Source organism: Terriglobia bacterium, assembly GCA_035712365.1.
Lineage (GTDB): Bacteria > Acidobacteriota > Terriglobia > UBA7540 > UBA7540 > SCRD01.
Map to the genome: position 1 here is coordinate 366240 of DASTAW010000048.1, position 24486 is coordinate 390725.

Genomic DNA, 24486 nt, shown 5'->3' on the forward strand with positions numbered 1-24486 from the left:
ATAGTCCGTGTAGCCAGGTCTAACCTTCCCATGCGACCGTTGGATGCGCCCGCAGGCCCCCTTCTGCAACTGGTGGCGCGCCCCGTGGTTTGACTTCAGACGCGGCACGGCATAGCATTCTTCCATGGCTTCCAACCGGAGTGAACATGACGAGATGGAGCTGGAATGTCCGTGCTGTGGAGCGCGTCTGAAGATTGATGTTTCGCTCGGCAAAGTGATCTGGCACGGGCAGCCGCCCAGGAAGTCCGAGGCCCCCGACATCGACCACTCCGCGCAGTTGCTTGAAAAGGAACGGGAACGGCGCGAAGCCCTGTTCAGGAAGGGTACTGAAGACGAGAAGTCCAAGGCGCAGTTGCTGGAGAAGAAATTTGATGAAGCACTCAAACGGTCCAAGGATGAGCCGATCGTCCGGCCTGTCCGCGATTTTGACCTTGATTAGATATTAGATAGAGGAGACAACCAAGTGAATTTGTTTTGCGCCAGCCAGGCCGTGCGTCGCGCGGACCCGGGCCCTCTCCATGCGCGTTGAACCCTGCCGAAAAGCTGTGTTAGGATGCGACGTTGCTCTGAAAACCGAATAGACCAAGACGTAACGCCTTACACCTTGAGGAGTCTCGCGTGAAAATCTACGACGGTGAGAACATCCGCAACGTTGCGCTGCTGGGCCATGCCGACACAGGGAAAACGCAGCTTGCTTCCGCGATGCTTTATACCTCGGGAGTCACCACGCGGCTGGGCAAAGTGGACGACGGAACTTCAGTGACGGATTTCGACGAAGAGGAAATTGAACGCGGCTTCTCAATCAGCGCGGCCGTGGCCAACGCCGAATGGAATGGCGCCAAAGTCAATCTGATTGACACTCCCGGCTTCAACATTTTCCTTTACGAAGCTGAGGCCGCCCTGAAAGCTGCTGACGCGGCATTGATTGTTGTCCACGCGGTGAGCGGCGTGGAGGTGCAGACAGAGAAAACGTGGGGTTTCTGCCAGAAATACGATCTGCCCCGCGCCCTGGTGATGAACCAGATGGACCGCGAGCGCGCAAGCTTCAGGCGCACCCTGGACGCCCTCACCAACGCCTTTGGGCGGACGGTCGTTCCCGTGCAGCTCCCCATCGGCGAGGAAAAGGATTTTCGCGGAGTCGTCGATCTCGTCCGAATGCGCGCCGCCCTCTATGAGAGCAACGGCTCGGGCAAGGCCAAAGACAGCGAAGTTCCGGCGGAGATGCAGGAGGAAGCCACCGCGGCCCACGAAGCTCTGGTGGAGATGGTCGCGGAAGGAAACGATCAGCTTCTGGAAGAATTCTTTGAAAAGGGAACCATCCCGATTGAAGACCTGGTGCCGGGGCTTCGCCAGGCAGTGGCAGAAAAGCGGTTGACCCCCGTCGTGGTCACTTCGGCCCTTCACAATGTGGGGACCCAGAGCCTGCTGGAGTTTGTGGCTGATTATCTGCCGGCGCCTGTGGCCAGCGGGACGGCTGAGGGCATCGACCGTGAAGGCGGAGAGAAAGTCGCCCGAAAAATCTCCAACGATGGACCCGCATCGGCCTACGTTTTCAAGACCGTGGCCGATCCCTTTGCCGGGCGGCTCAGCCTGTTCAAAGTGATGTCGGGAGTCATCAAGAGCGAGGCGACATTGCAGAATTTCAACCGTGGCACGGCGGAGCGACTGGCCCACATCGCCGTGCCCCAGGGCAAGTCCCAAACTCCCGTCGCGGAACTTCGCGCCGGCGACATCGGGGTGGTGGCCAAACTCAAGGAAACTTTGACGGGCGATACGCTGGGTGACAAAAACGCGCCGATTATCTATCCGCAGGTGAAACTTGCGGAGCCCGCCATCTCATTCGCCATCGAGCCAAAATCCCGCGGCGATGAAGATAAGCTTTCCACGGCAATCCATCGCATGCTGGAAGAAGACCTGCTTCTCCGGTTTTCGCGCGATGGCCAAACCAAGGAATTTCTGCTTTCCGGCTCTGGACAGCAGCACGTGGAAGTCGCCGTCGCAAAGTTGAAGCGCCGCTACAACGTCGAGGTGACGCTGAAAGCGCCGAAAATCCCTTACCGCGAAACGGTCCGCGGCAAGGCTGATGCACAGGGGAAGTACAAGAAACAGACGGGCGGCCATGGCCAGTACGGCGACTGCAAGATCAAAATGGAACCGCTGGGGCGCGGCGACGGTTTCGATTTCGTCAACGACATTTTTGGCGGCGCAATCCCCAGAAATTACATCCCCGCCGTCGAAAAAGGGATCATCGAATCGGCCGGGCGCGGTTTTCTGGCTGGCTATCCGGTGGTGGATTTCCGGGTGATTCTTTATGACGGTTCCTACCACGATGTGGATTCTTCCGAACTGGCCTTCAAAATCGCCGGATCGATGGCCTTCAAGAAATGCATGGAGCAGGCCAAGCCCTGCCTGTTGGAGCCCATCATGGACGTTGAGGTCACCGTCCCTGAAAACTTTTCGGGAGACATCATGGGCAACATGACTAGCCGCCGCGGAAGGATCCAGGGGATGGAACCCAGGGGCCAGTCCACCATCATCAAGGCCCAGGTCCCGCTGGCAGAAATGCTGACATACGCGTCAGACCTGACGTCGATGACCCAGGGGCGCGGAACCTATTCCATGGATTTCTCCCGCTATGACGTCGTGCCACAACAGATTTCTGACAAGATTGTCGCCGAGGCCAGGGCCGCCGGCCACGGCAAGGAAGAAGAAGAATAAGCGGGATTTCGGGCACGGTCCATCGGCCGCCGGCCAGCACGGCACAGAGCTTATGAGGAAAGCGATCTGGTTGCTGTTCTGCTTCATGCTGCCAGTCGTTTTGCGCGCGGCCGCCATGAGCAAAACTCCCATTCTGCTGGACACGGATATTGGCACTGACATCGACGATGCGTTTGCCCTGGCCCTGATTGTACGCAGTCCTGAACTGGAATTGCTGGGCGTGACAACGGTCAGTGGAGATACCGAGGCGCGGGCGCGGTTGGCTGCAAAGTTCCTCTGGGAGTCAGGATTTCGCCGCGTGCCGGTTGTGGCGGGCGAACCGGGTAAGCCGCTCCCGATAGACCAGGCGCGCTGGGCCAAAGGCTTCAGAAGTCCGCAACTGCAGCCCGGGAGCGCCGTCGATTTTCTGGATGCAACTCTTCGGCGACAGGCCGGAAAAATCACGATCGTAGCCATCGGGCCGCTCAGCAACATTGCTGTCCTGCTGCAAAAAGATCCCGCGATTTCAAAAAAGATTAACCAGATCGTCCTGATGGGCGGCTCGATCCATCACGGCTACGGCGAAAGCACAACTCCTGTTGCGGAATACAATATCGCCTCTGATCCTGTAGCCGCACAGGCGGTTTTCCGCTCCGGCGTTCATATCGTGATGGCTCCGCTCGACGTGACCGCGATGCTGCAACTCCATGCGGCGGCACGCCACCGCGTTTTCACTAATGCCACGCCGATAGCGGATGCCCTGGCAATCCTCTACAAACTGTGGAATCACCGAACACCAATTCTATTTGATCCCATGGCCGTGGCAATGCTCATCGATCCCGCCCTTTGCCAGACCAAACCTTTAAATGTTGGAGTCGATTCGAACGGTTTCACCCGCGTTGTGGACAGCCAGCCGCCCAACGCAACTGTCGCGCTCGAAACCGATCCGGCAAAATTCTTCGAGTTTTACCTCGGCCGCATCGCGCCCGAGGCTGAAACATCGGTCAATCGAGAATTGAGGTTAGATGTGGCGCTCCAGGGTGCAGGTATCGCCGGCTATCGGTAAGGCCCAAGCTTTGCAGTTATCCGATCGTGGATCCAATGCGGGTCCCACCACTCAAGAGGATCTACAAAGGCTCCGTCCAGCAGAACGGAAAAGTGGAGATGGTCGCCTCCGGCAAGCCCCGTCTCTCCGCTGTGGCCGATGATCTGCCCGCGAGTTACGTGGTCGCCCGGCTTGACGGCGAACGAACTCAGATGCCCATAGAGGCTTTGCAGCCCGCACCCATGGTCGATGAGGATCGCGTTGCCGTAAATGCCGAAATAATGGGCGAAGACCACCACGCCATCATTGGCAGCGGGAACTGGCGAATGCGCGGTCGCGGCAAGATCGTATCCAAGGTGGGTCTCCTGATCCACCTCCTGGCCATCATAGTGATAGGTCCGGAAGTCGGCAAAGTGGGCCTCCACCTTCGAGTGTGGAAAGCGCAAAAAGGCCTGCGTCCACAGAAATTGGGGAGCCGTATTCTGTGAGTATGCCACCAGCAACTGTGAGTCAATCACGCGAAGGCGGCGGTTGAGCATCACGTAGTTTTTCAGCAGGCTTCCTTCGTCCTGAAGTTCGGGGGTATGGCTGAGAATCGCGGGAACAACGCGATTCATGAAGTCGTCCGACAACTTGATGGTGCCTTTGTGGAATTTTTGCGGAGTGACCTGGCAGGAGAATCCAGAGGTTGTCTCGTTTCCGACAATGTCGCGGGCGACAACCCGGGTGGGGGTTTTTGGATCAACGTCATAAGGGATGGCAAACAGACACATCCGGGTGTCAGGGAGGGACTTTTTCACCGGCCAGCTCCGGAAGAAATACTGCCCCACCTGGACGCCTGATTTCGTCGTGCCCTGAGAAACCTTAAATAGCAGCAGGTCGCAGCCTCCCTGGTTCACGTAGACCTGCCGGGTGAGAATTTCGATCGTGGGTGGATGGAAGCGGACCGGCAAGTCAAGACTCATCTGGTTCCTGCCGCCACGAAAAAACCTTCCCCAGGAATCGTTGGTGGCCACGATTTCCAGCGTCGCGCGGCCCTCCTTCAGGTCAGGAATGTGCTGGTGGCCGACCTGCGCCTTGAAAACGCCGCTGCTGGCAGGCTGCCTGGCCCAGAATTTCCACCACGGCGTGGAGGGAGCATTGTGAATTTCACTCGACAGAGGAACTGAGAAGCTGCGGTTCTCCTGGTGGAGGTCCGCAACCACGGTTCTCAGCGCGTGCTCGCTGTCGCGCACGGTGAACTCAATGGTGGTTTGATTTCCGATTCCATTAACAGGTTCGCTGACTTTGATCACCGGAGCCTCGCGGCTGAAAGCTTTCCATCCGAGAATAACCAGCCCGGCTATGAGGACGAGAAGTAATAGGACCCAGCCCTTGCCTGAGCTTGCTCGCGGTCTGTGATAAGGCGTCTTCAATATGTTTCCTCCCAATGCGTGTTCATCATTGCAACTTAAGAACTATATCATCCTCGCAAAAGATGACGTCGTACCGGAAGGGCGGAAGACGTGTCTCTGAACCTCACGAAGTAAGAGAGCTTATCAATCCTGCGGTTTCATTCCTTGAGATGCATGCAGGACAAAGGTGTCAAGTTCGTCGGGGAACCCCAATACTCGCAGTTTGTCGCCTTGATTCAGAATCGTATCCGGATCGGGATTCAGCAGCGTCTCTCCCGTTGGCCGCGTTACGGAAACTACAGCCACGTGAAAGCCTTCCCAGATTTCGGAATTACGAATCGAACGGCCTGCCAGGTCGGAGTTTGTCAGGCTGGCCTCTCGCACCTCGGCGAAGCTCCGAGATGGTCCAGCATTCTTCTCTTGCAACGAATCCATCGCCTTGCGGAATCCCCTGAGATAAGCCCTGATCTGCTTGTCAGGCACTTTGAGGTAGCTGAAGGCGTGCCGAATCAGAGTCGATGACGCTTCGAGTTCGGGTTGAATAATCTCCGTGGCCCCGGCCCTGGCCAGCACTTCGTGGTAGGCGGTTCGGTGTGCCCTGGCCAGGATAGGCGCGTCGGGGTTGAGGCGGCGGGCATTCATTACGGCCAGCCGGGCACGGTCCGGGTCGGGAATGGTCACGATGACGATGGAAGCCTTGTCCGCGCCAGCGCGCTGGAGAATGTCTCGATGGCCGGCATCTCCGAAATGCGCAGGAATTCCGCGCGTGCGAAGCGTTGCGGCCAAATCCGGATCGACCTCGACCACGAGATACGGAACTCCGAAAGTCGAAAGCGCCGTGCCGATCGCGCTGCCGATGCGGCCAAATCCGCAGAGCACGGTGTGGTTTTGCAGCCCTTCGCCGGCCGGGCTTGCCTGTGAATCTGTCACGGCATAACGTTTTCGGCGCATGCGCGCCAATACGCCTGGGGCCTGCCGGACCAGCACAGCGTTCAAAAGGATCGTCACGAGCGAGGCAGCCAGGGTGGCGTTATAAATGTCATCGCCGACGATTCCCGAACTGCGCGCCACCTGCACAAGCACATAGGAGATTTCTCCAATCTGAGTCAGCCCAATTGAGACTGTGAGGGCGGTCCAGATGGGATAACCGAAAAGGCGGACGATGCCCGTCCACACTACGAATTTGCCGAAGATGATCAGGGCGACCATGATCAGAACAACGGGCAGGTTTGAAAAAAGCATACGAGGATCAATGAGGAGCCCGATGCTTACGAAGAACAGGGCCACAAAGGCGTCCCGGAACGCGGATAACTGCGCCAGGGCCTCATGAGCATACTCCGATCCGCTGATGATCAGGCCGGCTACGAACGCGCCCAGCGCCAGCGATAACCCGACAGCGTGTGTGAGGGCCGCAGTTCCCAGGCAGATGGCTAAGACAACAATGAAAAAGATCTCGCGGTTCTGGGTCCGCGCCACGCGTTTGAGCGCCGGAGGCACCACCTTCCACGCCACCACGAAAGCGGGTGCGAGAATTGCAACCGCGCGACCGACTCCTCCAATCACCGGCCAGATTCGGCCCGGCCCAAAGCTGGCAAAGCTGGGGATCAGGATTATCAGGACGATGCCGGCCAGGTCTTCCACCAGCGTAATCGCCACCGCGATCCGGCCGGCAGTTGTGTGCATCTGGCCCCGGTCTGCCAGCAGACGCGTAAGGACCATCGTGCTGGACACGCATATAATCGCGCCGATCACGAGTCCCTGCCTGGTGGTCCAGCCAACCAGGCGCCCCGCGCCAATTCCCATGCCGATCAGAAGCAGAATTCCGATGAACCCGCCAGCAAGAGTGACCCATTTTGCCCGAAGGAGATCTTTTAATGAGTATTCCAGCCCGACGGAAAACATCAGCAGAATCACGCCGATCTCAGCCAACGACTCCAATGAGTGGACATCGCTCACGGACGGCCCGGGGGTGAGGGGGCTGATGAGAACGCCGGCAAAGACGTAGCCGAGGATCAGAGGTTGACGCAACCGCCAGGCCACGAGGCCCCCCGCGACCGCCGCCAGAAAAACGAGGGCCAGATCTCGAAGGATGCCGGGATCAGGTGTCATAGGCGCTCTACGAACTTGCCCTTCTGCCAGAGGAACGGCGAGTCTGCGGGTTTCGCCTCCGCTTCAGGTGATCCGCAAATGATTGCTGCCGAACTGATGCGCAGCGACGGAAGAGAAAAACAGATGAGATGACCCAAAGGTCGAGAGAGGGCGGAACAATCGGCCCATGAGCCTCGATCTCCAGGCAATAAGGTCTCGACATGTTTCCGCCACTTTCGTCGTCGACCGCTGCTAAGCCTCAAGGTATTTCCGGTGTAGTTCCGCGAGATAGTTGTCCGTCATCCCTGCAATGTAATCGCAAACCACGCGGTGAACCGGTCCTTCCTTCGTCTTGCCAAAATAAAAGGGAGGCAGGCTTCGAGGATGTTCCATATAGAACTTGAACATCTGCGCCACGCACCGCACGATTTTCCTGCGCTCGTCGTGGATTTCCCGGTGGGTATAAAGATTGTCGCGGAGGAACACTTTCAGCGCCTGGGCCTCACGAGACCTTCGCGGGCTGAATCCAACCACGCGCGAGGGCCCAGCCCGCACATCCTCGACCGTCCGCACCCTCATTCGTTCCAGGCGCTCGCGTGTGGCTTCGATCAGGTTCGTCACCAGGGAATCCATAAGCCCCTTGAGTGCCTCATTAAATTTCAGTTTTTCCAGGGCGTTCGGATGCTTCCGCTCAATTGGCCGCAGCAGGCGTCCAAACCGCGGCACCCCTTCCCGAATCTGGTCCAGCGTCAGCAGCTTTGCCTCATAGCCGTCGTCAAGGTCGGCGCAGTTGTAGGCGATTTCGTCGGCCACGTCGATCAACTGGGCCTCAATTGGCGGCCGCTCGTCCAGCCGGTACTCCTTCAAATCTGGATATTGGTCAGCATCGTAGTCCCGCGAATGCTTCACAATCCCTTCGCGGACTTCAAAGGTCAGATTCAAACCGGGAAAGTCAATGTACTTCTGCTCAAACTGCTCGACAATCCGCAGCGCGTGGAGATTGTGATCGAACCGGTCCCCGTGCTGCGCCATCAGACGGTCCAGTTCGGCCTCACCCGCGTGGCCGAAGGGAGGATGCCCGACGTCATGGACCAGCGCCAGCGCCTCCACCAGGTCGGAGTTCAATCGAAGCGCCTTGGCCACCGTGCGGCTGGTCTGGGTTACTTCAAGAGTGTGAGTCAGGCGGTTCCGAAAATGGTCGGAATATCGCCGCGTGAAAACCTGGGTCTTGTTTTCCAGCCGTCGGAACGCGCGGGAGTGGACGATCCGGTCGCGGTCACGCTCGTACTCGTTCCGATACGGGTGCGGTGCTTCCGGAAAGCGCCGGCCAAGACTGTTTGAGACCGACATGGCATAACTGGCCAGCACGGTTTCCTTTTCTGTGCGCATCGCGCCTGCTCCAGAACTCATGAGAATTAAATCGAGTCTACCATATCGAATTCAAGGGCAATTCTCTGGAAGGCTTGAGATGTGCGCCACCGGTGGTTCACACGCGCCGCTCGATTCGATGTGAACAGGTTCCTTTGATATAATCCAGTTTTTAAAAAGAGTACTGCAACGGCATCAAGCTTCGGGATGGCTTGCGTCAAGGCCGCCCAGGTTCCCATTCCCTCTGAGAGGAGACCCGCTCTCATGGTCAGAGACACCATCATTTGCCTGCTGGCAGGAGGCGCCGGAGAACGGCTTTACCCCCTGACCCGCGACCGCGCCAAACCCGCAGTGACCTTCGGAGGCATCTATCGCATCATCGACATTACTCTGTCTAACTGCATCAACTCTGACCTGCGCCGGATTTTTGTTCTTACCCAGTACAAAGCTCTGTCGCTCAACCGCCACATTCGAGAGGGCTGGAGCATGCTGGCCGGCGAACTGGGCGAGTTCATCCAAATCCTTCCTCCCATGATGCGCGTGGGTGACTCCTGGTACCGGGGCACCGCGGACGCGATTTTCCAGAACATCTATTCCATTGGCAGCGAACCGTGCAAATACGTTCTGATCCTTTCCGGCGACCACGTTTACAAGATGAATTATCAGTTGATGATCCAGCGGCACATCGACGCCGGGGCGGAAGCGACAGTGGGAGTAATTGAGGTGGATGTCGCGGATGCTTCGCGCTTCGGCGTGGTTGAGCTCGACTCGCAGCACCGCATTGTCGGCTGGCAGGAGAAGCCCCCGAACCCCAGGCCCTCGCCGCAAAACCCCAACAAGTGTTATGCCTCGATGGGCATTTACTGCTTCAACCGTGACGTGCTGCTCCAGTGCACCATGGACGATGCTGAAGATGCCGACTCCAACCACGATTTTGGCAAGGACATCATCCCCAAGCTGCTTGAACGGGCCAGCGTCTACGCCTACGACTTCGTGGATGAGAACAAGAAAGAGGCCAAATACTGGCGGGACATCGGAACGCTGGGAGCTTACTACGACGCCAACATGGACCTGGTAGACATTTCCCCTGTCTTCAACCTTTACGATTCCAGTTGGCCCGTCCGAACCTACCAGCGGCAGTATCCGCCCCCTAAGTTTGTGTTTGCCCAGGAAGGGCGGCGGATGGGGATTGCGGTGGACTCACTGGTTTCCTCCGGCTCCATCATCTCCGGCGGCCGCGTCACGCATTCCATTATTTCTCCAAACGTCCGCGTGAACAGCTACACAGACATTGAAGGCTCCATCCTTTTCTCGCACGTCAATGTGGGAAGATACTCCCGCATCCGCCGGGCCATTATTGACCGGCACATCAGCCTGCCGGAACGCACCGAAATCGGCTATAACCTGGAAGAAGACCGCAAGAAGTACCATGTGACGGATGAGGGCATCGTCGTGGTGGTCCCGGAACGGCGTATGTTCGAAGAACCGGAGTAGCCACTGCGGCCCTGCCGGGCCCAGGGGTCCGCTGAATTCTGCGCTCGGGTCTGGATTGCCGGACAACAATTCCTTCCGTCTGGTAATCTAAGAGAAAAGGTGCCGTTGCCCATGGGCGGCTAAAGGAGGCGATATGAGTCAGTCAAGAAACAGGATGGCGGGTCTGGTCCTGGCTTTCTTTGCGGCGGCAGCGCTCCTTTGCGGGTCCGAATTGCCAACTCCTGAGCTTCCGGTCGGGACGCAGGTCAGCGTGACGTTGATTTCAACGCTGAGTTCTTCCGCCGACCACGCTGGAGACCTGTTCACGGCGCAGGTCCAGGACCCGATCTTCGCCAGGGGCATGGAAGTGGTCCCGGTGGGCAGCACGCTGCGCGGGCACGTCACGTTCGTCAAGCCGCCCGGCCGCGTGAAGGGCAAGGCAGAAATGCGGCTTGTGGCTGACGCCATTGTGCTGAAAAACGGGCATGAATATACCTTCGCCGGCCAGTTGTCCGACGGCAACGACCCTTCAGTCAAGGTGAACGGCAACGAAGGAACCATCCAGGGAAAGGGCAAGAGCAAGACCCAGGCGGCTAAAGAGACCGGCATTGGCGCCGCCGCTGGAGCAGGTGTGGGTGGTTTGTCCGCCGGAGGCACCGGGGCGCTTTACGGTGCGGGCATCGGCGCGGTTGCGGGCCTCATCCACACGCTTGCCAAGCATCACAAAGACGTGGTGCTCCAACCCGGCACGCCGTTGACGTTTGTGCTCACTTCAGCCGGGAAGATGGCCAGTGCCAGCCAGACGAAGGGCACGCCGGTACCCTTCGTCTGCCAGAACTGCGATTGATCCGGCCCGTATCGTCAGACATTCCGCGCCCGGAATCAGCAGGCGTTTTCCTTCCCGCATTCCGGGTAATAATTGTTCTGCCACTGTTCAAAAAGCAAGTCGCTGGATATCCTCCAAATCTCTCCCCACGGCTGCATTGACAACCCCTTCCCCGGCAAGTAGTATCGAGGCCCGGCCGAGAGCCAGCCATGCGGTGAATTCAACTTGCTTGCGCCCAGCGAGGTGACCTATGAATCGGAGGCGATTTCTACAATCCGGCAGCCTGGCGGCGATGGGAGCGCTCGCATCGCGCTCGGAAGCCGAGGCGGGCGCGGCGATTCCGGCTGCTCGCTCAGACTCCGGCCGCGCGCATCTGACGGTTGTGGCCAATGAGCCGCTGGGGACCATCAGCCGCAACATTTACGGGCAGTTCACCGAGCACCTGGGAAGTTGCATCTACGATGCAATGTGGGTGGGTGCAGGCTCGTCCATTCCCAATCACGATGGCCTGCGCAGCGATACCGCTGACGCCTTCAGGCGCATCCAGGCGCCCATCGTCCGCTGGCCGGGCGGCTGCTTTGCCGACACTTACCACTGGCAGGACGGAATCGGTCCGCGCGAGAAGCGCCCAAAAACCTGGAACATCTTCTGGGACCGCGATGAGTCCAATCAGTTCGGGACGGATGAATTCCTGGGCTACTGCCGGCTCTCGGGCGCCTCGCCTTACATCTGCGTGAATGTAGGTTCCGGGACGGTCCGCGAGGCCCTGGGATGGCTCGAGTACTGCAATGGCAACCAGTCCACCATCCTTGCCCAGACGCGCGCCGCCAACGGCCACGCCGCTCCCTACAACGTCAAATACTGGAGTGTGGGCAATGAAAACTGGGGCTGCGGAGGCCGCTTTGATGCAGTGGATTATGCCCGCCACTACGCGCGTTTCGTGAATTACCTGGGCACGGCAGCGCGCCGTTCAAAAGTGGAGTTCGTTGCCTGCGGAGATTTCGAAGGCGACTGGAACCAGAAATTTTTCGAGACGCTGCTCGAACGGCCGGGAGCGCGGCGCGTGGAAGGCGTTCAGCACCTTTCCGTCCACCATTACTTCCACGATGGCCCGGCCGTGAAGTTCAGCGATCAGGACTATTACACCCTGTTGGCCGCCGTGGGGGATCTCGAAGACATGCTGAGCAAGACCATCGGCATCATCGATAACTACACCACGCCCGGCGGGCCCACCATCGGAATCTCGCTTGATGAATGGGGCGTGTGGCACCACACGGATAGCACTGGCAATCAGGCCCTGATGCAGCCCAACACGCTGCGTGACGCGCTGCTGGCCGCCGTGGTCCTCAGCAGCCTCAACAATTTGGGCAATCGCGTCTCCATCGCCTGTATCGCCCAGGCCTTCAACGTTCTGCAGTGCATGGCCTTTACGCGCGGCGCGCAGATGGTCCTCACTCCAACCTACTACGCCTTTGACCTCTTCCAGCCCCATATGGACGCAACGGCGCTAAGAACCCTGGTCGATTCCCCCACCTTCAGCGCGAAGCAGGCGGGAAGCCATGAAAGCGAGCGCGAGATCACCCGCCCCTATCTCAGCGCGTCTGTTTCCCACAACGAATCGAAGGGAGAACTCTGCCTGACGCTCGTGAACCAGCACCTGAGGGAAGCGCTGGAGGTGGAAATCCAGATTACGGGCGCGCAGTTTTGCGGCGCACTCCGCGGCACGCGGCGGCAGTTGACCTCGGCGAACGTTCGCGATGAAAACACTTTCAACCAGCCCGATGTGGTAAAGGCCGGCCCGGAAACACCGGTCTCCGTAAAGGGCGGTTCCTTCGTGCATCAGCTTGCGCCGCACTCGGTGGAAACGCTGGTGCTGCGCGTGCCTTCCCGCACGGCATGAAATCACACTTCGCGATATGATAGTGGGTCATGCTTGCGGTGGGGTGGAGGATATACCGCAGCCTTTGCGATGTGCCGGCCGACTCTCCGCGTTGGGGTGTTCTCCGTGCGCTGTGTGCTACGAAGACTTTCAACACAGAGGGCACAGAGGCTCTCAGCGTACTCAGCGGTCAAAGCTTTTGGAGCACAGAGAACACAAAGGGACGCCCCCGGTTAACTTAACTGCGGTTTGAGAGTGCGTCCGAGCTGCATCGAGGCGTCAAGCTGGGAGTAGCGGCTAGCTCCATGAACATTCGAGTCCTTGGAATTCCTCTCGATCTGGGTCAGGCGCGGCGCGGCGTGGACATGGGTCCGTCGGCGGTGCGGGCGGCGGGTTTGAACTCCGCGCTCAGGTCCCTCGGCCACCACGTGGAAGACGCCGGCAACATCCACGTGCGCATTGCCGAAGAGCAGCACTTTGGCGAGAAACGCGCCAAGTATTTGAAAGAAATTGCGCAGACGTGCCGCGAGGCCGCCGATCGCATCTACCAGACGGTTAAAGATGGCTGGTTCCCGATTTCGCTGGGCGGCGACCATTCGATTGCCGTGGGGACGCACGCCGGTGTCTCCAAATTTTTCCGCGAGCGCCGCCAGCCGATTGGCTGCATCTGGATTGACGCGCACGCCGACATGAACACGCCGGAAACCAGCCCCAGCGGCAACATCCATGGCATGCCCTTTGCCGCGTCGCTCGGGTTCGGGCCGAAGGAATTGACCCGCATCTTTAACTTCTCGCCCAAGCTGCGGGCCCCAAACTGCGCCCTGATTGGATTGCGCGACCTCGACAGCCGCGAGCGCCGCACCTTGAGGGATTCCGGCGTGCACGCCTTCACCATGCGCGATATTGATGAACACGGACTGCGCGCGGTGATGGAAAAAAGCATTGCGGCCGCCACCAACGGCACGGCTGGCTTTGTGGTATCACTGGATATGGACGTGGTCGATCCTCACGAGGCTCCCGGCGTGGGCACGCCGGTGCGCGGCGGGATTACCTACCGGGAAGCCCATTTGATCATGGAGATGATTTCGGATACGAAGAAGATGCTGGCGCTCGAGATCGTGGAAGTGAATCCCATCATCGACGTCCTCAATCGGACGGCGGCCCTGGCGGTAGGCCTGGCAGCATCGGCTCTGGGAAAGAAAATCCTGTGAAAAGACGAATTCGAGTGGGTGTCCTGTTTGGCGGGCGCTCCGGCGAGCATGAGGTTTCGCTCGTCTCTGCCGCTTCCGTCATCCGGGCGCTCGACCCGGCAAAATACCAGGTCGTGCCCATCGGTATCAACCGCGAAGGGCAATGGCGCCTCGGCTCCCAAGCCCTTAAGCTGCTGCCCGATGTTCTCGACAAGGGCACGGCGGTGATCCCTTCGATTGATCCGCAGGGACCGAAACTTGTTCCATTGGATGAAGCTCGGCACCCCAGGGCCCGGCCGCAGCTCGACGTCGTTTTCCCCGTCCTGCACGGAACGTTTGGCGAAGACGGCACCATCCAGGGCCTGCTGGAGCTTGCCGGAATTCCCTACGTAGGCGCGGGAGTGCTGGGCTCCGCCGCCGGCATGGACAAAGACGTGATGAAGCGGCTGTTCCGCGACGCCGGCCTTCCCGTGGTGGAATGGCTGATGGTTTTGCGTGGAGAGTGGAAACACAATCCAGCACGGCTGCGCAAGATGATTGAAACCAAGCTCGGCTATCCGCTGTTCGTGAAGCCGGCAAACCTGGGATCTTCAGTGGGCATCAGCAAGGTTCGCGGCCGCGCGGAACTGGCCGCAGCGCTCAACCTGGCAGCCGCCTACGACCGCAAGGTGATTGTGGAAAAAGGCCTCGACGCGCGCGAGATTGAATGCTCGGTGCTGGGGAACGACCAGCCGGAAGCCTCCGTGCCGGGAGAAATCATTCCGGTGAACGAGTTCTACGATTACGAAGCGAAGTACGTGAAGGAAGGCTCGGAGATCGTCATCCCGGCAAAGCTCGCGCGCGCCGAGGCGAGCTGGGTGCAACATCTCGCGCTGGGCGCGTTCCGCGCCGTGGATTGCGCCGGCATGGCGCGCGTGGATTTTCTGCTCGACCGCTCGAGCGGCAAATTGTTTGTGAATGAGATCAACACCATTCCGGGGTTCACGCCCATCAGCATGTATCCCAAGATGTGGGAGGCCAGCGGCCTGCCCTATCGGGAGCTGCTCGACCGGCTCATCCAGCTTGCCTTTGAACGCCAGCGCGAAAAAGAACAGACGCGCTACGATTACGGCAGTTAGCCCGTCCAATGATGGCCCGGCCGAAATCGCGGGGACCCTGCCAGGGCCGAAGGCAAAAACGCAGGGCTTACAAAAAGCGCGTGAAATCCAAATGAAGCTGATTGGAATTTCCGTCGTGGTCGGCGCACTCATTTGCGCTTCGGCCTGGCAATTCTCACATCAGAAAATTGCCTGGCGTTTCATACAACTCATTGGGGCCGCGTTCCTGGGCGTGGTCGTGCTCACGCACGCTGCTGAAAGATTCAGCTTATTCCCAGGAATGGGATGGGGACGGCCAAATACGGTTGGCCATTATCTTGACCTTGCGAGTGCAGTGCTCGGACTGGTCATGCTTCCGCTTGGGTACATCGGTTCCGCTGTTTCAGGGATTCGACATTCAAACTGAGCCACTACCACGGACGGGACCTTCTTGACAGATATGCTGCCGGTATGCTATTAACTAACCATATAGTTAATTGGCAGATGCATGCGGAAAAGAGCAGCACTTCGGAGCACGGCCAGCACGCCGGAATCCCGCACCATCATCCTGCGCGCCGCAGAGCACATCTTCGCCGAGCGGGGACTGGCCGGCGCGCGCATGGACGCCATCGCCAGCGCCGCCGGCGTCAACAAGGCCCTCATTTATTACTACTTCAAAAGCAAGGACGCGCTCTACCTGGCCGTCGTCGAGCAACACTTGAAGGAATTTCACCGCCAGGCGCTGCAGCTCCTGACCAGCCAGCGAAGCGTAAAGGACAAGGTCCTTGACTACGTGAGCATGCACTTTGATTTCATCGCCGCACGCACAGATTATCCCAGGATTTTCCACCGGTTCATGATGGCCGACTCGCGGCCCTTTATGCGAATCAGGAAAAAATACTTTTCGCCGGTGGTAAGGAAGTTTCAGTCGGTGATCGCCCAGGGCATCCGCAGCGGCGAACTTGCCGCGGCCGACAGCGCGCACACGGCCATCTCGCTGGTGGCGCTGACAGTCTTCTATTTTTCGGCGGCGCCGGTGCTGAAAGCCGCCGGAATCATCGAAGATCCTTACCGTAAATCCCAACTGGCCAGAAGAAAAGAAGAGGTGCTCAATTTCGTCCGGCGGGCGGTATTCGCGAATCGAGGGGCAGGTCCCAAATGACGCGGAAGCTTTTTCTTGTGATTCTCGGCCTGGTGGTCGCGGCCAGCATCGCCGTTTATGTCATCACGCGCCCGTCGTCACAGGGCCTGGTCCTCACCGGCCTGGTGGATGTGGACGCGGTCACCGTCAGCTCGCAGATTTCCGGGCGGCTGCAGCAGGTGCTGGTGAATGAAGGCGACAGTGTGACCCAGGGGCAGTTGCTGGCAACCATCGTGCCCAAAGAGTTGCAGGCGGACCAGTCTTATTACGCCTCCACGATGAAGAGCGCAAACGCGCAGGTGGGCGCGGCGCGCGCCTCGCTGCAATTTCAGGAACTTCAGACGCGCGACCAGATTCGCCAGGCTGAGGCCAATCTCTCCGCGACCGAAGCGCAATTGAAGCAGGCCCAGGCCAATCTGGACCTCGCGCGGCAGAATTCTACGCGCACGGAAGGACTGTTCAAACAGCAGATCGTTTCGCAGCAGCAGCAGGACCAGGCCGAGGCCACCCTGCACACGGCGCAGGCGAACGTGGAATCGCTCGAGAAGCAGGTGCAGGCGGCGCGCGCAGCGGTGGCCCTGGCCCGTTCCAACGCCGAGCAGGTCACCATGCGCGAACGCCAGCTTGCCAGCAATCAGCACCAGTTTCGGGCGGCGCAGGCGCAGGACCAGGCCGCCCAGGCGCGCCTGGATTACACGGAAATCCGCTCGCCCATCCGCGGGCTGGTGACGCTGCGGGCGGCGCTGACGGGCGAAGTGGTGAATCCTGCCCAGCCCATCGTGGTGCTTTATGATCCGGACAAACTCTGGGTGCGCGCGGACGTGCCGGAGACGGACATCCATCTCATCCGCATCGGCGAGCGGCTGCCGGTACGCTTCCCCGGCGGGTTCGAGCGCACAGGGACCGTCTATTTGCGCGGGGTAGACGCCGAATATGCCACGCAGCGCGACGTCAGCCGCACCAAACGCGACATCAAGACCTTCGAGGTCCGGTTGCGCGTGGATAACAGCGACCGCCGGCTCGCGCCCGGACTCACGGCCTTTGTCACCGTGCCCATCAACGGCGGGCAGTAGGACGCCGCGGCCCGCGTTCGGCCGGGAAAGCGCAGCTAAGGAAATTGCGAAATGGCGGCAATTGAAGTGGAAAAGCTGACCAAGCGATTCAACGGATTCACGGCCGTTGACTCGCTCAGCTTCAGCGTCGAGGAAGGCGAGATTTTCGGCCTGCTGGGCCCGAACGGCGCCGGCAAGTCCACGCTGATCCGCATGCTCACCACGCTGATTCCGCCCACTGGCGGCACGGCGCTGGTGAACGGCTTCGACGTGGTGCACCAGCAGACCGAGGTGCGGAACTGTATTGGCGTGATTCCCCAGGCGATGACTTCCGATCTCGACCTGAGCGCGGAGGAAAACCTGTCGATCTTCGCCAGGCTCTATGGCGTGCCGCGCGCCCGCCGCTCGCAAATCATCCGGGAGCTGCTGCGCGCGGTGGAACTGGAAAGATGGGCAAAGCATCCCGTCAAGCACCTGTCGGGCGGCATGCGTCGCCGGCTTGAGATTGCGCGCGGGCTGGTACACGAACCCAAAATTTTCTTCCTCGATGAACCGACCACAGGCCTCGATCCGACCTCGCGCATCGCCGTGTGGGAGATGCTGGTGAACATCAAGAAGCAGCGCGACCTGACCGTCCTGCTGACCACGCACTACATGGACGAAGCCGACCGCCTCTGCGACCGCATCGCCATTGTCGATCACGGCAGGCTGATGGCGCTGGATTCGCCGATGAAACTCAAGGCGTCGATTCCGGCGGCAAGTTTTCTGGAAGTCAGTTTCTCAGCGGTCCCCGAAGGCTGGCTTGAAACCTTGCAGCATCTGCCGCACGTTGAAAGCGTGGTCGAGCACGACCGCATTTTTCGCATTGCTTCGCACAACGGCCCCCGGACCACGGTCGAGCTGATGGAAGCGGCGCGCGGCGCGGGGATCGAGATCTCGTCGCTTTCGGTGCAGAGCACCACGCTGGACGACGTGTTCACGCATTACACCGGCAGGCAGCTTCGCGACGAGTTGCAGGAACACTCCTACGAAACGAGCCTGATGCCTCCGCGGGGCTGACGCAATATCCAGCGTCGCGCTTGGCGGCGGGACGGGAAAACAATGAATCGCATTGCGGCCATCATCCAGCGCGACCTGTTGAAGTTCTTCCGCAGTCCTGCGTTGATGATGGCCTCGCTGATTTTTCCGTTGGTGCAACTGGTGGTGCTGGGCTACGCCTTCGGCGGCAAGATCAAAAATCTGAAGGTGGGAGTCGTCAACCAGGACCACGGCATCGAGACTGTCCGCCTGCGCGAGATGTTCGGAGCGATTGCCGCCAACGCGTTAACGTTCACCACGGTGAATTACAACGATCCCAGGCAGGCAATCGTCGATCTGAAAGAAGGCCGCATCGACGCCGTGGTGGAAATCCCGCCCAACTTTTCCCGCAATGTTCTTGAGCAGCACGCTCCGCAGATCGCGCTGGTCGAAGACAACACGGACAATTTTGTCACCAGCGCGCTGGAGGGCGTCTTCACGGGACTGGTGAGCGCCTACAACCAGCCGGCCGTCGAGCCTCGCGTGCCCGGCGGCGCCAGCTTGCAGGTGGTGGAGCTTTATCCTTACGTTCCCTACATCCAATATCTGCTGGCGGGCTCGGTGGTGCTGGCCATTTTTGTTTCCGCCATGATCGGCGGCGGCATCATCTTTATTGATGATAAAGCTCGCGGTTTGCACGAAGGCTACCTGGTGACGCCCATTACGAAGTTTGAACTGATTATGGGCTTCACGCTTTCGGGCGCCAGCAAAGCCATCCTGGCGGGCCTGCTGCTGAGCACGCTGGGGGCCTTGCTGGCCGGCATTCCTCATCCTTTCGATCCACTGCGACTGCTGCGCCTGATTGTGGTGATCGTGGTCAGCTCGATGGCGCTGATCAGCATGATGTTCCTGATGATGGTGCGCATCAGCGACCCGCTGGTGCCGCGCGCCATCTTTGGCGTGCTCAACACGCTGCTCTTCTTTCCCTCGGGGGCCGTCTACCCCATCAACGCCTTCCCCGCGTGGATGAAGGTCATCACGGTGGTCGATCCCTTCACCTACGCCGTACACGCCTTCAAGACGCTGTTTCTTAAAAACACAGGATTTGCCGCCATCTCCTTCGACCTCGCATTTCTCACCGTCTTCACCATCATCATGATGACCAGCGCCACACTGCTCTTCCGCCGCACACTGTAACTCAGGCCTTCTTGATTCTGACTCCTGACTTCTGGCTCCTTGCTTCTGCCTCCTTGCTTCTTGCTTCTGGCCTTCACCGGCATTTGGCGTGTACAATGCAGCCACTGCATCTGCCAGCGAGGAGCAGCATGGGGACGGACTACGACCTGATCGCCGAGCAATACAAGCAATCCAAACTTTCGCCGTGGCGCACCTACATCGAGCAGCACACGATGCTGGAGTTGCTGGGAGACGTGCGCGGGAAGTCGGTGCTCGACCTGGCCTGCGGCGAGGGTTACTACTCGCGGATCTACAAACGCATTGGGGCCGGGCGCGTGGTGGGCGTTGACCTCTCGCATAAGATGATCGAGCTGGCGCGCGCCAGTGAAAGCCAGTCGCCATTGGGCGTTGAATATGTTGTTGGTGACGCCATCGATTATCAGCCCGACGAACCCTTCGACATCGTTTCCGCCGGCTACCTGTTGAATTATGCGAACACCCCGGAGAAGTTGCTCGCCATGTGCCAGGCCGTCAGCCGCTCACTGCGATCGGGCGGCCGATTTGTTACCGTCAACAACAATCCTGCCCAGTCGCCTGAGAGGTTCGCGGCCACGCGAGAGTACGGCTTCATCAAGAGCGCCGGCGAACAGCTTCGACCCGGCACGCCGATTACTTATACAATTTTTCAGGATGGCGGCACGTTTACTTTTGACAATTATTACCTGAGCGTCGATGCCCACGAAGCAGCCCTGCAGGCGGTTGGCCTGCGCGATGTCGAGTGGGTCGCGCCGCGCCTCTCTCCCCAGTGGAGCGAAGACCCGGCCTTCTGGGACGACTTCTTCGACGACCCGTCCGTCATTTTCCTCCAGTGCAAAAAGTAGCGCCTTGCAGTGTGGCACGGGCGTCCCGCCCGTGCTTGAACACGGTGGGTGGCGCAGAGTCCGCCGGTTTCAGACTCTGCGGTTCGTTCTTTGAAGAAAAAGCCGCAGAGTTTCTGGACCACGAAACTCTGCGCAACTTTCCTTCTCGTCTGGTCGACTAAACCGTCAGGAAAATGATCGAACCCGGGCTCGGCACGGGAGTGTATTGATCATTAAACGTGATGGCCCCGGTCTCGCGATTGAGGCGAAATGTGGTGATGGCGTCGGCAAACTGGTTGCAGACGTAGAAAAACTTTCCCGTGGGGTCCCAGTTGAAGGCCCGTGGATGATTCCCGCGGGTCCATTCTTCGCCGCGCCAGGCGAGCGTTCCGCTGGCGCTGATGGCAAACCACGCAATCGTATCGTGCAGGCGGTTGGATGCGTAGAGAAACTTGCCGTCGGGCGAAACCAGGATTTCAGCGGGGAAATTTGAGCCCGCAAATCCAGCCGGCAGGCTGGATACTGTTTGTTTGGCGGTGAGCCTGCCTCGCGCCGGGTCGTAATCGAAAACGGCCACGGTGGAACCCTCTTCCTGCAGCGAATAAAACCAGCGGCCGCTGGGATGAAACGCGAAGTGGCGCGGTCCGTCGCCTGGCGGTAACGCGACAAAGGGAGGATCGTTCGGAGCCAGCTTTCCTTTCTCAGCGTCGAACTTCCAGACAAAGATGCGGTCGAGCGCCAGGTCGGCTGCAAAGACGAAGCGACCCGCCGCATCGGCCTCGACCATGTGCGCGTGCGGATGGTCATGTCCGCTGATGGCAAAACTTCCCGGCGGCGCGCTGGCGGCGCGCTCCGGTCCCACTTTGCCCTGATCGCGTGAAACGTCGGTGGCGTCGCCCAGTTTGCCGCCCTCGAGAATGGGAAGCACGGCCACCGTCCCTCCAAAATAACTCGCCACCAGCACGAATTTGCCGGAAGGATGAACGCTGAGGTGAGTGGGGTTGGCGCCCTCGGAACTCACGGTGTTCAGCAGCGTCAGGTGCCCGCTCGGTCGCTCGATGCGGTAGGCGCTCACTGAGCCGGATTTTGTGCCCTTATATGTCGGCGTCCAGTCGACGCAGTACATGTATCGGGCCGCGGCATCATAGGCCATGAACGACGGATTGGTGTTTCGCTTGATCAGTTCGCGCTGCTTAAGAATTCCGGTGGCGGGATCCATTTCAAGAATGTAGATGCCCTCGCCGCGCCCGATCATGCCGTCAGGCCCTGCCGGCAAAGTGTAACTACCAACGTAGGCCAGAATCGTTCCGCCGGGCCGGCCCGCCGGGCCCTGCGCGGCTTGCGAGAAGTCCGCCGCCTCCGCGCCCAATGGCGCGGCGCTCTTCAAAAGGCTGCGCCCCGAAGTCTTTTCAACGCGCGCGCCTCCCTCACCCGTTTGTGACATGCGGCCCCTCCTCAGAGCTTTGTGTGAATGCCTGCGATTGCCGGACGCAGGATTATGGCCCGGTTCGCACCAGAAAACAAGCCGGGTAGCGCAGAGTCTGTGGGTTTCAGACTCTGCGGTTTGCCCTTTGGCGGGTCGCGTCCCGCACTGCGGGATCGCGGCGTGTGCGATGTATGCAGATCCCGGGTGCTGCATACGCCGCGGTATTTGCGATGGATGTCGATCCAGGCCCGGAGAGCCAAGCTCCGAAGGAGCGAAAGACTTTAGCCCATCCCGTCTTGCGGGATGGGAAGGGACGCGGAAAATCCAAACCAGCACCTGATGGGGCGATAGAAACAGTCCTTTGGCGAAACGGCCGCAGAATTTCTGCACGCGCAATCGGCGCCGCCGCCCGGCGGTAACTTCCGGCGAACGCGCCCGGGCAGTATAATGAACTCGGCCGTCCTAACTAAGCCGACTACGCCAAGGTGGATGGTTTCTGTCGCTTCCCCATCCTTTGAGCCCTGCGAAGGCGAGCGACTGTCAGCCGGGCTACTTGGCTCCCAACCCGCGGCGGCAAAACACCATGCAGCGGGTAGCGAAGAGTCTCGAATTCCAGAGACCCTTCGGCGCCACCGTGCTGCGGTTCCTCCTTTGCAAAAAGGCCGCAGACTTTCTGAAGTGCGAAAGTCTGCGCAGCCGCTACTTACCGGCCGGCCTGCGCCGCCGCGATGAACGCCTCCATGCGACGCGTGAGGTGCGGAGTGATGCCGAGCATGCGCTCGACCACCATCAACTGGCCGCGATGATGCATCTCGTGCTCCTTGGCTGCGATCAGCATTTCGAAGCGCGACTTGATTCGCGGCTCCATGCCTTCGGGGTACTCCACCGGCTCGCCCAGGAACGCGTCTGCCGCTCCGTCCAGCGCCTTGGCGAACTTCTCGCCTTCGCTGCGCAACAGCTCGATCGCCTGTGATTTCGTGCGGGGCCTTTGCGTCTCCCCTTGCAGCTTGCCCATGAGGCCGAAGAAATCGAAACCCTCCAGCGAGCTGCGGCGCTCGACAAAATGGATCTGCTCCGGGACGCGCGTCACCACCGCGATGTGCGCCAGCGTCTCCGCCACGCTCCGGCAGCCCGCCGCCGGGCGAAAAGCGTAATTGTCCTCGGGGATTTCTTCGGCGATCTGGATGGTGTTTCCGCGGACCGTGCGGAATGAGCGCGCCAAATCCTTTGCTCCGTAATAAGTCATTCTGATTCGCCTCCTAAGTGGATTAGAGACCAGTCTATCATGCCGCGTGGCCGCCGATGAGCACAGCAGCCCCATCCGCTTGTAGGGGGAGGGCTTGCCCTCCCCGCGCGGCGTCACCTTGGGTGGGGCAAGCCCCACCCCTACGGTCCTCGTGGGCAGGGCAAGCCCTGCCCCCTATCCATCCACAACCCGAAAACCGCAGAGCGGGTAGCGAAAAGTCTCGAATCCCACAGACTCTTCGCTTGTATCTTGATGCCGGGCTGGTAAAAATCTCTGAGGCCAAGGGCTTGTTCTGGCGGGAAGGCCGATCTGCGCTGAGGCCCGGCGATGTGCCGCGAGCCTGTTGGGTAGATAGGCCCCCCGCCCTCTTCTCCCAAGCCGAGGAGAATTTGAGGCCCCGTGGAAACGGGCAGCCTGCATTGGCAAGCTCGACTGGAGAGGGCTCAGGGTCGGGGAGCCAGAACCACAGCCTAACGCCAGGAGGTGGTTATGGACAAGCATGATTTTTCGGGCATCGAAGTGAGCGCCCAGGAACTGATCGTGGCGGTGGAGCGTGAAGGGCGGACGATCCCCCTCCAGTGTTTTGCCAACGACGCCCAAGGCCATCAAGCCGTACTTCGCTTCTTGCGGGGTGCGGGTCATCGGGTTCGCGTGTGTATGGAATCCACGGGGTCTACGGCCTGGATCTGGCGCTGGCCCTGGCTCGATCGGGGATCGAAGTGATGGTTGCCAATCCGCGCGCAGCGCGTCATTTCGCCACGGCCCTGATGCAACGCAGCAAGAATGATCGGTTGGATGCGCGGGTGCTGCTGGAGTTTGCCAAGCGCATGCCCTTTCAAGCCTGGACGCCGCCGCGCCCCCTTGTCCTTCAATTGCACGCTCTGTCGCGCCGCCTGGAGGCCCTGAAAGACACGCAGGCCGCAGAGCAGAAGCGGCTCCACGCCGCCCAGGCCACCGACACCACGCCCGCCGCCGTGCGCCGCGACCTGGAGCGCAGCCTTCGTTCGCTGCGCCGCGCCGTCGCGCGGCTCACCGTCGAGGCGGTCAAAATCATCCGGCAGGACCCGGACCTCAAGCTGCGCTTCGATCTGCTCACGAGCGCCAAGGGCATCGGCGAGACCAGCGCCATTGCCTTGCTGGCCGAGTTGGCCGTGGCGCCGCAAGGTCTCGACGTCCGGCAACTGGTGGCCTATGCCGGCCTGGATCCCCGCGAGCATTCCTCGGGCAGCTCCGTGCATAAAAAACCGCGCATCAGCAAACACGGCAATGTCCACCTGCGCCGCGCCCTCTACATGCCCGCCTTGGTCGCCATCCGGCATCAGCCCAACCTGCGCGCCTTCTATGAGCATCTGCGAACCCGCGGCAAAGCCAGGATGGTCGCCTTGGTCGCCGTTATGCGTAAACTGCTTCACGCCATCTTCGGCATGTTCAAACACCAAGCCGCCTTCGACGGCCACAAGCTGTACCCGCTCCCCGCAGCGCAAATTTCCACAGCAGAGGCCGCCGCCTAATGCAAAAAAGAAAAGATTCCT

20 protein-coding genes are annotated in these 24486 nt (G+C 59.9%); 15 read left to right on the top strand and 5 right to left on the bottom strand.

Annotated elements, in window-relative coordinates; translation table 11 throughout:
* Positions 1 to 124: 124 nt before the first annotated feature.
* From VFQ24_15605 to VFQ24_15615, 3 genes are all read left to right on the top strand, one after another.
* Positions 125 to 439, top strand: coding sequence for a hypothetical protein (locus VFQ24_15605; GenBank protein HET9179781.1), 315 nt, complete (start codon positions 125 to 127; stop codon positions 437 to 439).
* Positions 440 to 618: 179 nt separating this feature from the next.
* Entirely contained in the window at positions 619 to 2718 is a 2100-nt protein-coding gene (gene fusA / locus VFQ24_15610; GenBank protein ID HET9179782.1) for an elongation factor G, read from the top strand.
* Positions 2719 to 2770: 52 nt separating this feature from the next.
* Positions 2771 to 3763: a nucleoside hydrolase gene (locus VFQ24_15615; protein ID HET9179783.1), complete on the top strand. Its 993-nt coding sequence runs from the start codon at positions 2771 to 2773 to the stop codon at positions 3761 to 3763.
* On the opposite strand, the gene VFQ24_15620 is transcribed toward VFQ24_15615, so the two are convergent.
* The 3 genes from VFQ24_15620 to VFQ24_15630 all read right to left on the bottom strand — a co-directional run bounded on the left by VFQ24_15620 (position 3754) and on the right by VFQ24_15630 (position 8613).
* Positions 3754 to 5157, bottom strand: a complete 1404-nt coding sequence (locus VFQ24_15620; protein HET9179784.1) for a M23 family metallopeptidase — start codon at positions 5155 to 5157, stop codon at positions 3754 to 3756. The two genes, VFQ24_15615 and VFQ24_15620, sit on opposite strands and share 10 nt — an antisense overlap.
* A 123-nt stretch (positions 5158 to 5280) precedes the next feature.
* On the bottom strand, positions 5281 to 7245 hold the full coding sequence (locus tag VFQ24_15625; GenBank protein ID HET9179785.1) for a cation:proton antiporter: 1965 nt from the start codon (positions 7243 to 7245) through the stop codon (positions 5281 to 5283).
* Between the two features lie 231 nt (positions 7246 to 7476).
* The gene (locus tag VFQ24_15630; protein HET9179786.1) at positions 7477 to 8613 is read right to left on the bottom strand and encodes a deoxyguanosinetriphosphate triphosphohydrolase; all 1137 of its coding nucleotides are present in this window, start codon (positions 8611 to 8613) and stop codon (positions 7477 to 7479) included.
* Between the two features lie 243 nt (positions 8614 to 8856).
* Between VFQ24_15630 and glgC the strand changes: the two genes are divergently transcribed.
* The 10 genes from glgC to VFQ24_15680 all read left to right on the top strand — a co-directional run bounded on the left by glgC (position 8857) and on the right by VFQ24_15680 (position 20303).
* Entirely contained in the window at positions 8857 to 10086 is a 1230-nt protein-coding gene (gene glgC / locus VFQ24_15635) for a glucose-1-phosphate adenylyltransferase (GenBank protein HET9179787.1), read from the top strand.
* 133 nt (positions 10087 to 10219) lie between these two features.
* Positions 10220 to 10912, top strand: coding sequence for a hypothetical protein (locus VFQ24_15640; protein HET9179788.1), 693 nt, complete (start codon positions 10220 to 10222; stop codon positions 10910 to 10912).
* Positions 10913 to 11141: 229 nt separating this feature from the next.
* Positions 11142 to 12791, top strand: coding sequence for an alpha-L-arabinofuranosidase C-terminal domain-containing protein (locus VFQ24_15645; protein HET9179789.1), 1650 nt, complete (start codon positions 11142 to 11144; stop codon positions 12789 to 12791).
* Positions 12792 to 13075: 284 nt separating this feature from the next.
* The gene (gene rocF, locus VFQ24_15650) at positions 13076 to 13981 is read left to right on the top strand and encodes an arginase (GenBank protein ID HET9179790.1); all 906 of its coding nucleotides are present in this window, start codon (positions 13076 to 13078) and stop codon (positions 13979 to 13981) included.
* Complete coding sequence (locus VFQ24_15655; protein ID HET9179791.1) at positions 13978 to 15078, top strand: D-alanine--D-alanine ligase family protein; 1101 nt, start codon at positions 13978 to 13980, stop codon at positions 15076 to 15078. The genes rocF and VFQ24_15655 overlap by 4 nt, the downstream gene beginning before the upstream one ends.
* 466 nt (positions 15079 to 15544) lie before the next feature.
* Entirely contained in the window at positions 15545 to 16198 is a 654-nt protein-coding gene (locus tag VFQ24_15660; GenBank protein ID HET9179792.1) for a TetR/AcrR family transcriptional regulator, read from the top strand.
* Positions 16195 to 17250, top strand: coding sequence for an efflux RND transporter periplasmic adaptor subunit (locus VFQ24_15665; protein ID HET9179793.1), 1056 nt, complete (start codon positions 16195 to 16197; stop codon positions 17248 to 17250). Before VFQ24_15660 ends, VFQ24_15665 begins: the two co-directional genes overlap by 4 nt.
* Positions 17251 to 17301: 51 nt before the next feature.
* The gene (locus tag VFQ24_15670; GenBank protein ID HET9179794.1) at positions 17302 to 18288 is read left to right on the top strand and encodes an ATP-binding cassette domain-containing protein; all 987 of its coding nucleotides are present in this window, start codon (positions 17302 to 17304) and stop codon (positions 18286 to 18288) included.
* A gap of 42 nt (positions 18289 to 18330) precedes the next feature.
* Positions 18331 to 19443, top strand: coding sequence for an ABC transporter permease (locus tag VFQ24_15675; protein HET9179795.1), 1113 nt, complete (start codon positions 18331 to 18333; stop codon positions 19441 to 19443).
* A 128-nt stretch (positions 19444 to 19571) separates the two neighbouring features.
* On the top strand, positions 19572 to 20303 hold the full coding sequence (locus VFQ24_15680; GenBank protein HET9179796.1) for a class I SAM-dependent methyltransferase: 732 nt from the start codon (positions 19572 to 19574) through the stop codon (positions 20301 to 20303).
* Between the two features lie 157 nt (positions 20304 to 20460).
* On the opposite strand, the gene VFQ24_15685 is transcribed toward VFQ24_15680, so the two are convergent.
* Both VFQ24_15685 and VFQ24_15690 read right to left on the bottom strand, forming a co-directional pair.
* Complete coding sequence (locus VFQ24_15685) at positions 20461 to 21726, bottom strand: lactonase family protein (protein HET9179797.1); 1266 nt, start codon at positions 21724 to 21726, stop codon at positions 20461 to 20463.
* A 685-nt stretch (positions 21727 to 22411) separates the two neighbouring features.
* Complete coding sequence (locus VFQ24_15690) at positions 22412 to 22930, bottom strand: DinB family protein (GenBank protein HET9179798.1); 519 nt, start codon at positions 22928 to 22930, stop codon at positions 22412 to 22414.
* A 513-nt stretch (positions 22931 to 23443) separates the two neighbouring features.
* Here VFQ24_15690 and VFQ24_15695 point away from each other — a divergent pair.
* On the top strand, positions 23444 to 23677 hold the full coding sequence (locus tag VFQ24_15695) for a hypothetical protein (protein HET9179799.1): 234 nt from the start codon (positions 23444 to 23446) through the stop codon (positions 23675 to 23677).
* Positions 23608 to 24465, top strand: coding sequence for an IS110 family transposase (locus tag VFQ24_15700; protein HET9179800.1), 858 nt, complete (start codon positions 23608 to 23610; stop codon positions 24463 to 24465). Before VFQ24_15695 ends, VFQ24_15700 begins: the two co-directional genes overlap by 70 nt.
* Positions 24466 to 24486: the final 21 nt, after the last annotated feature.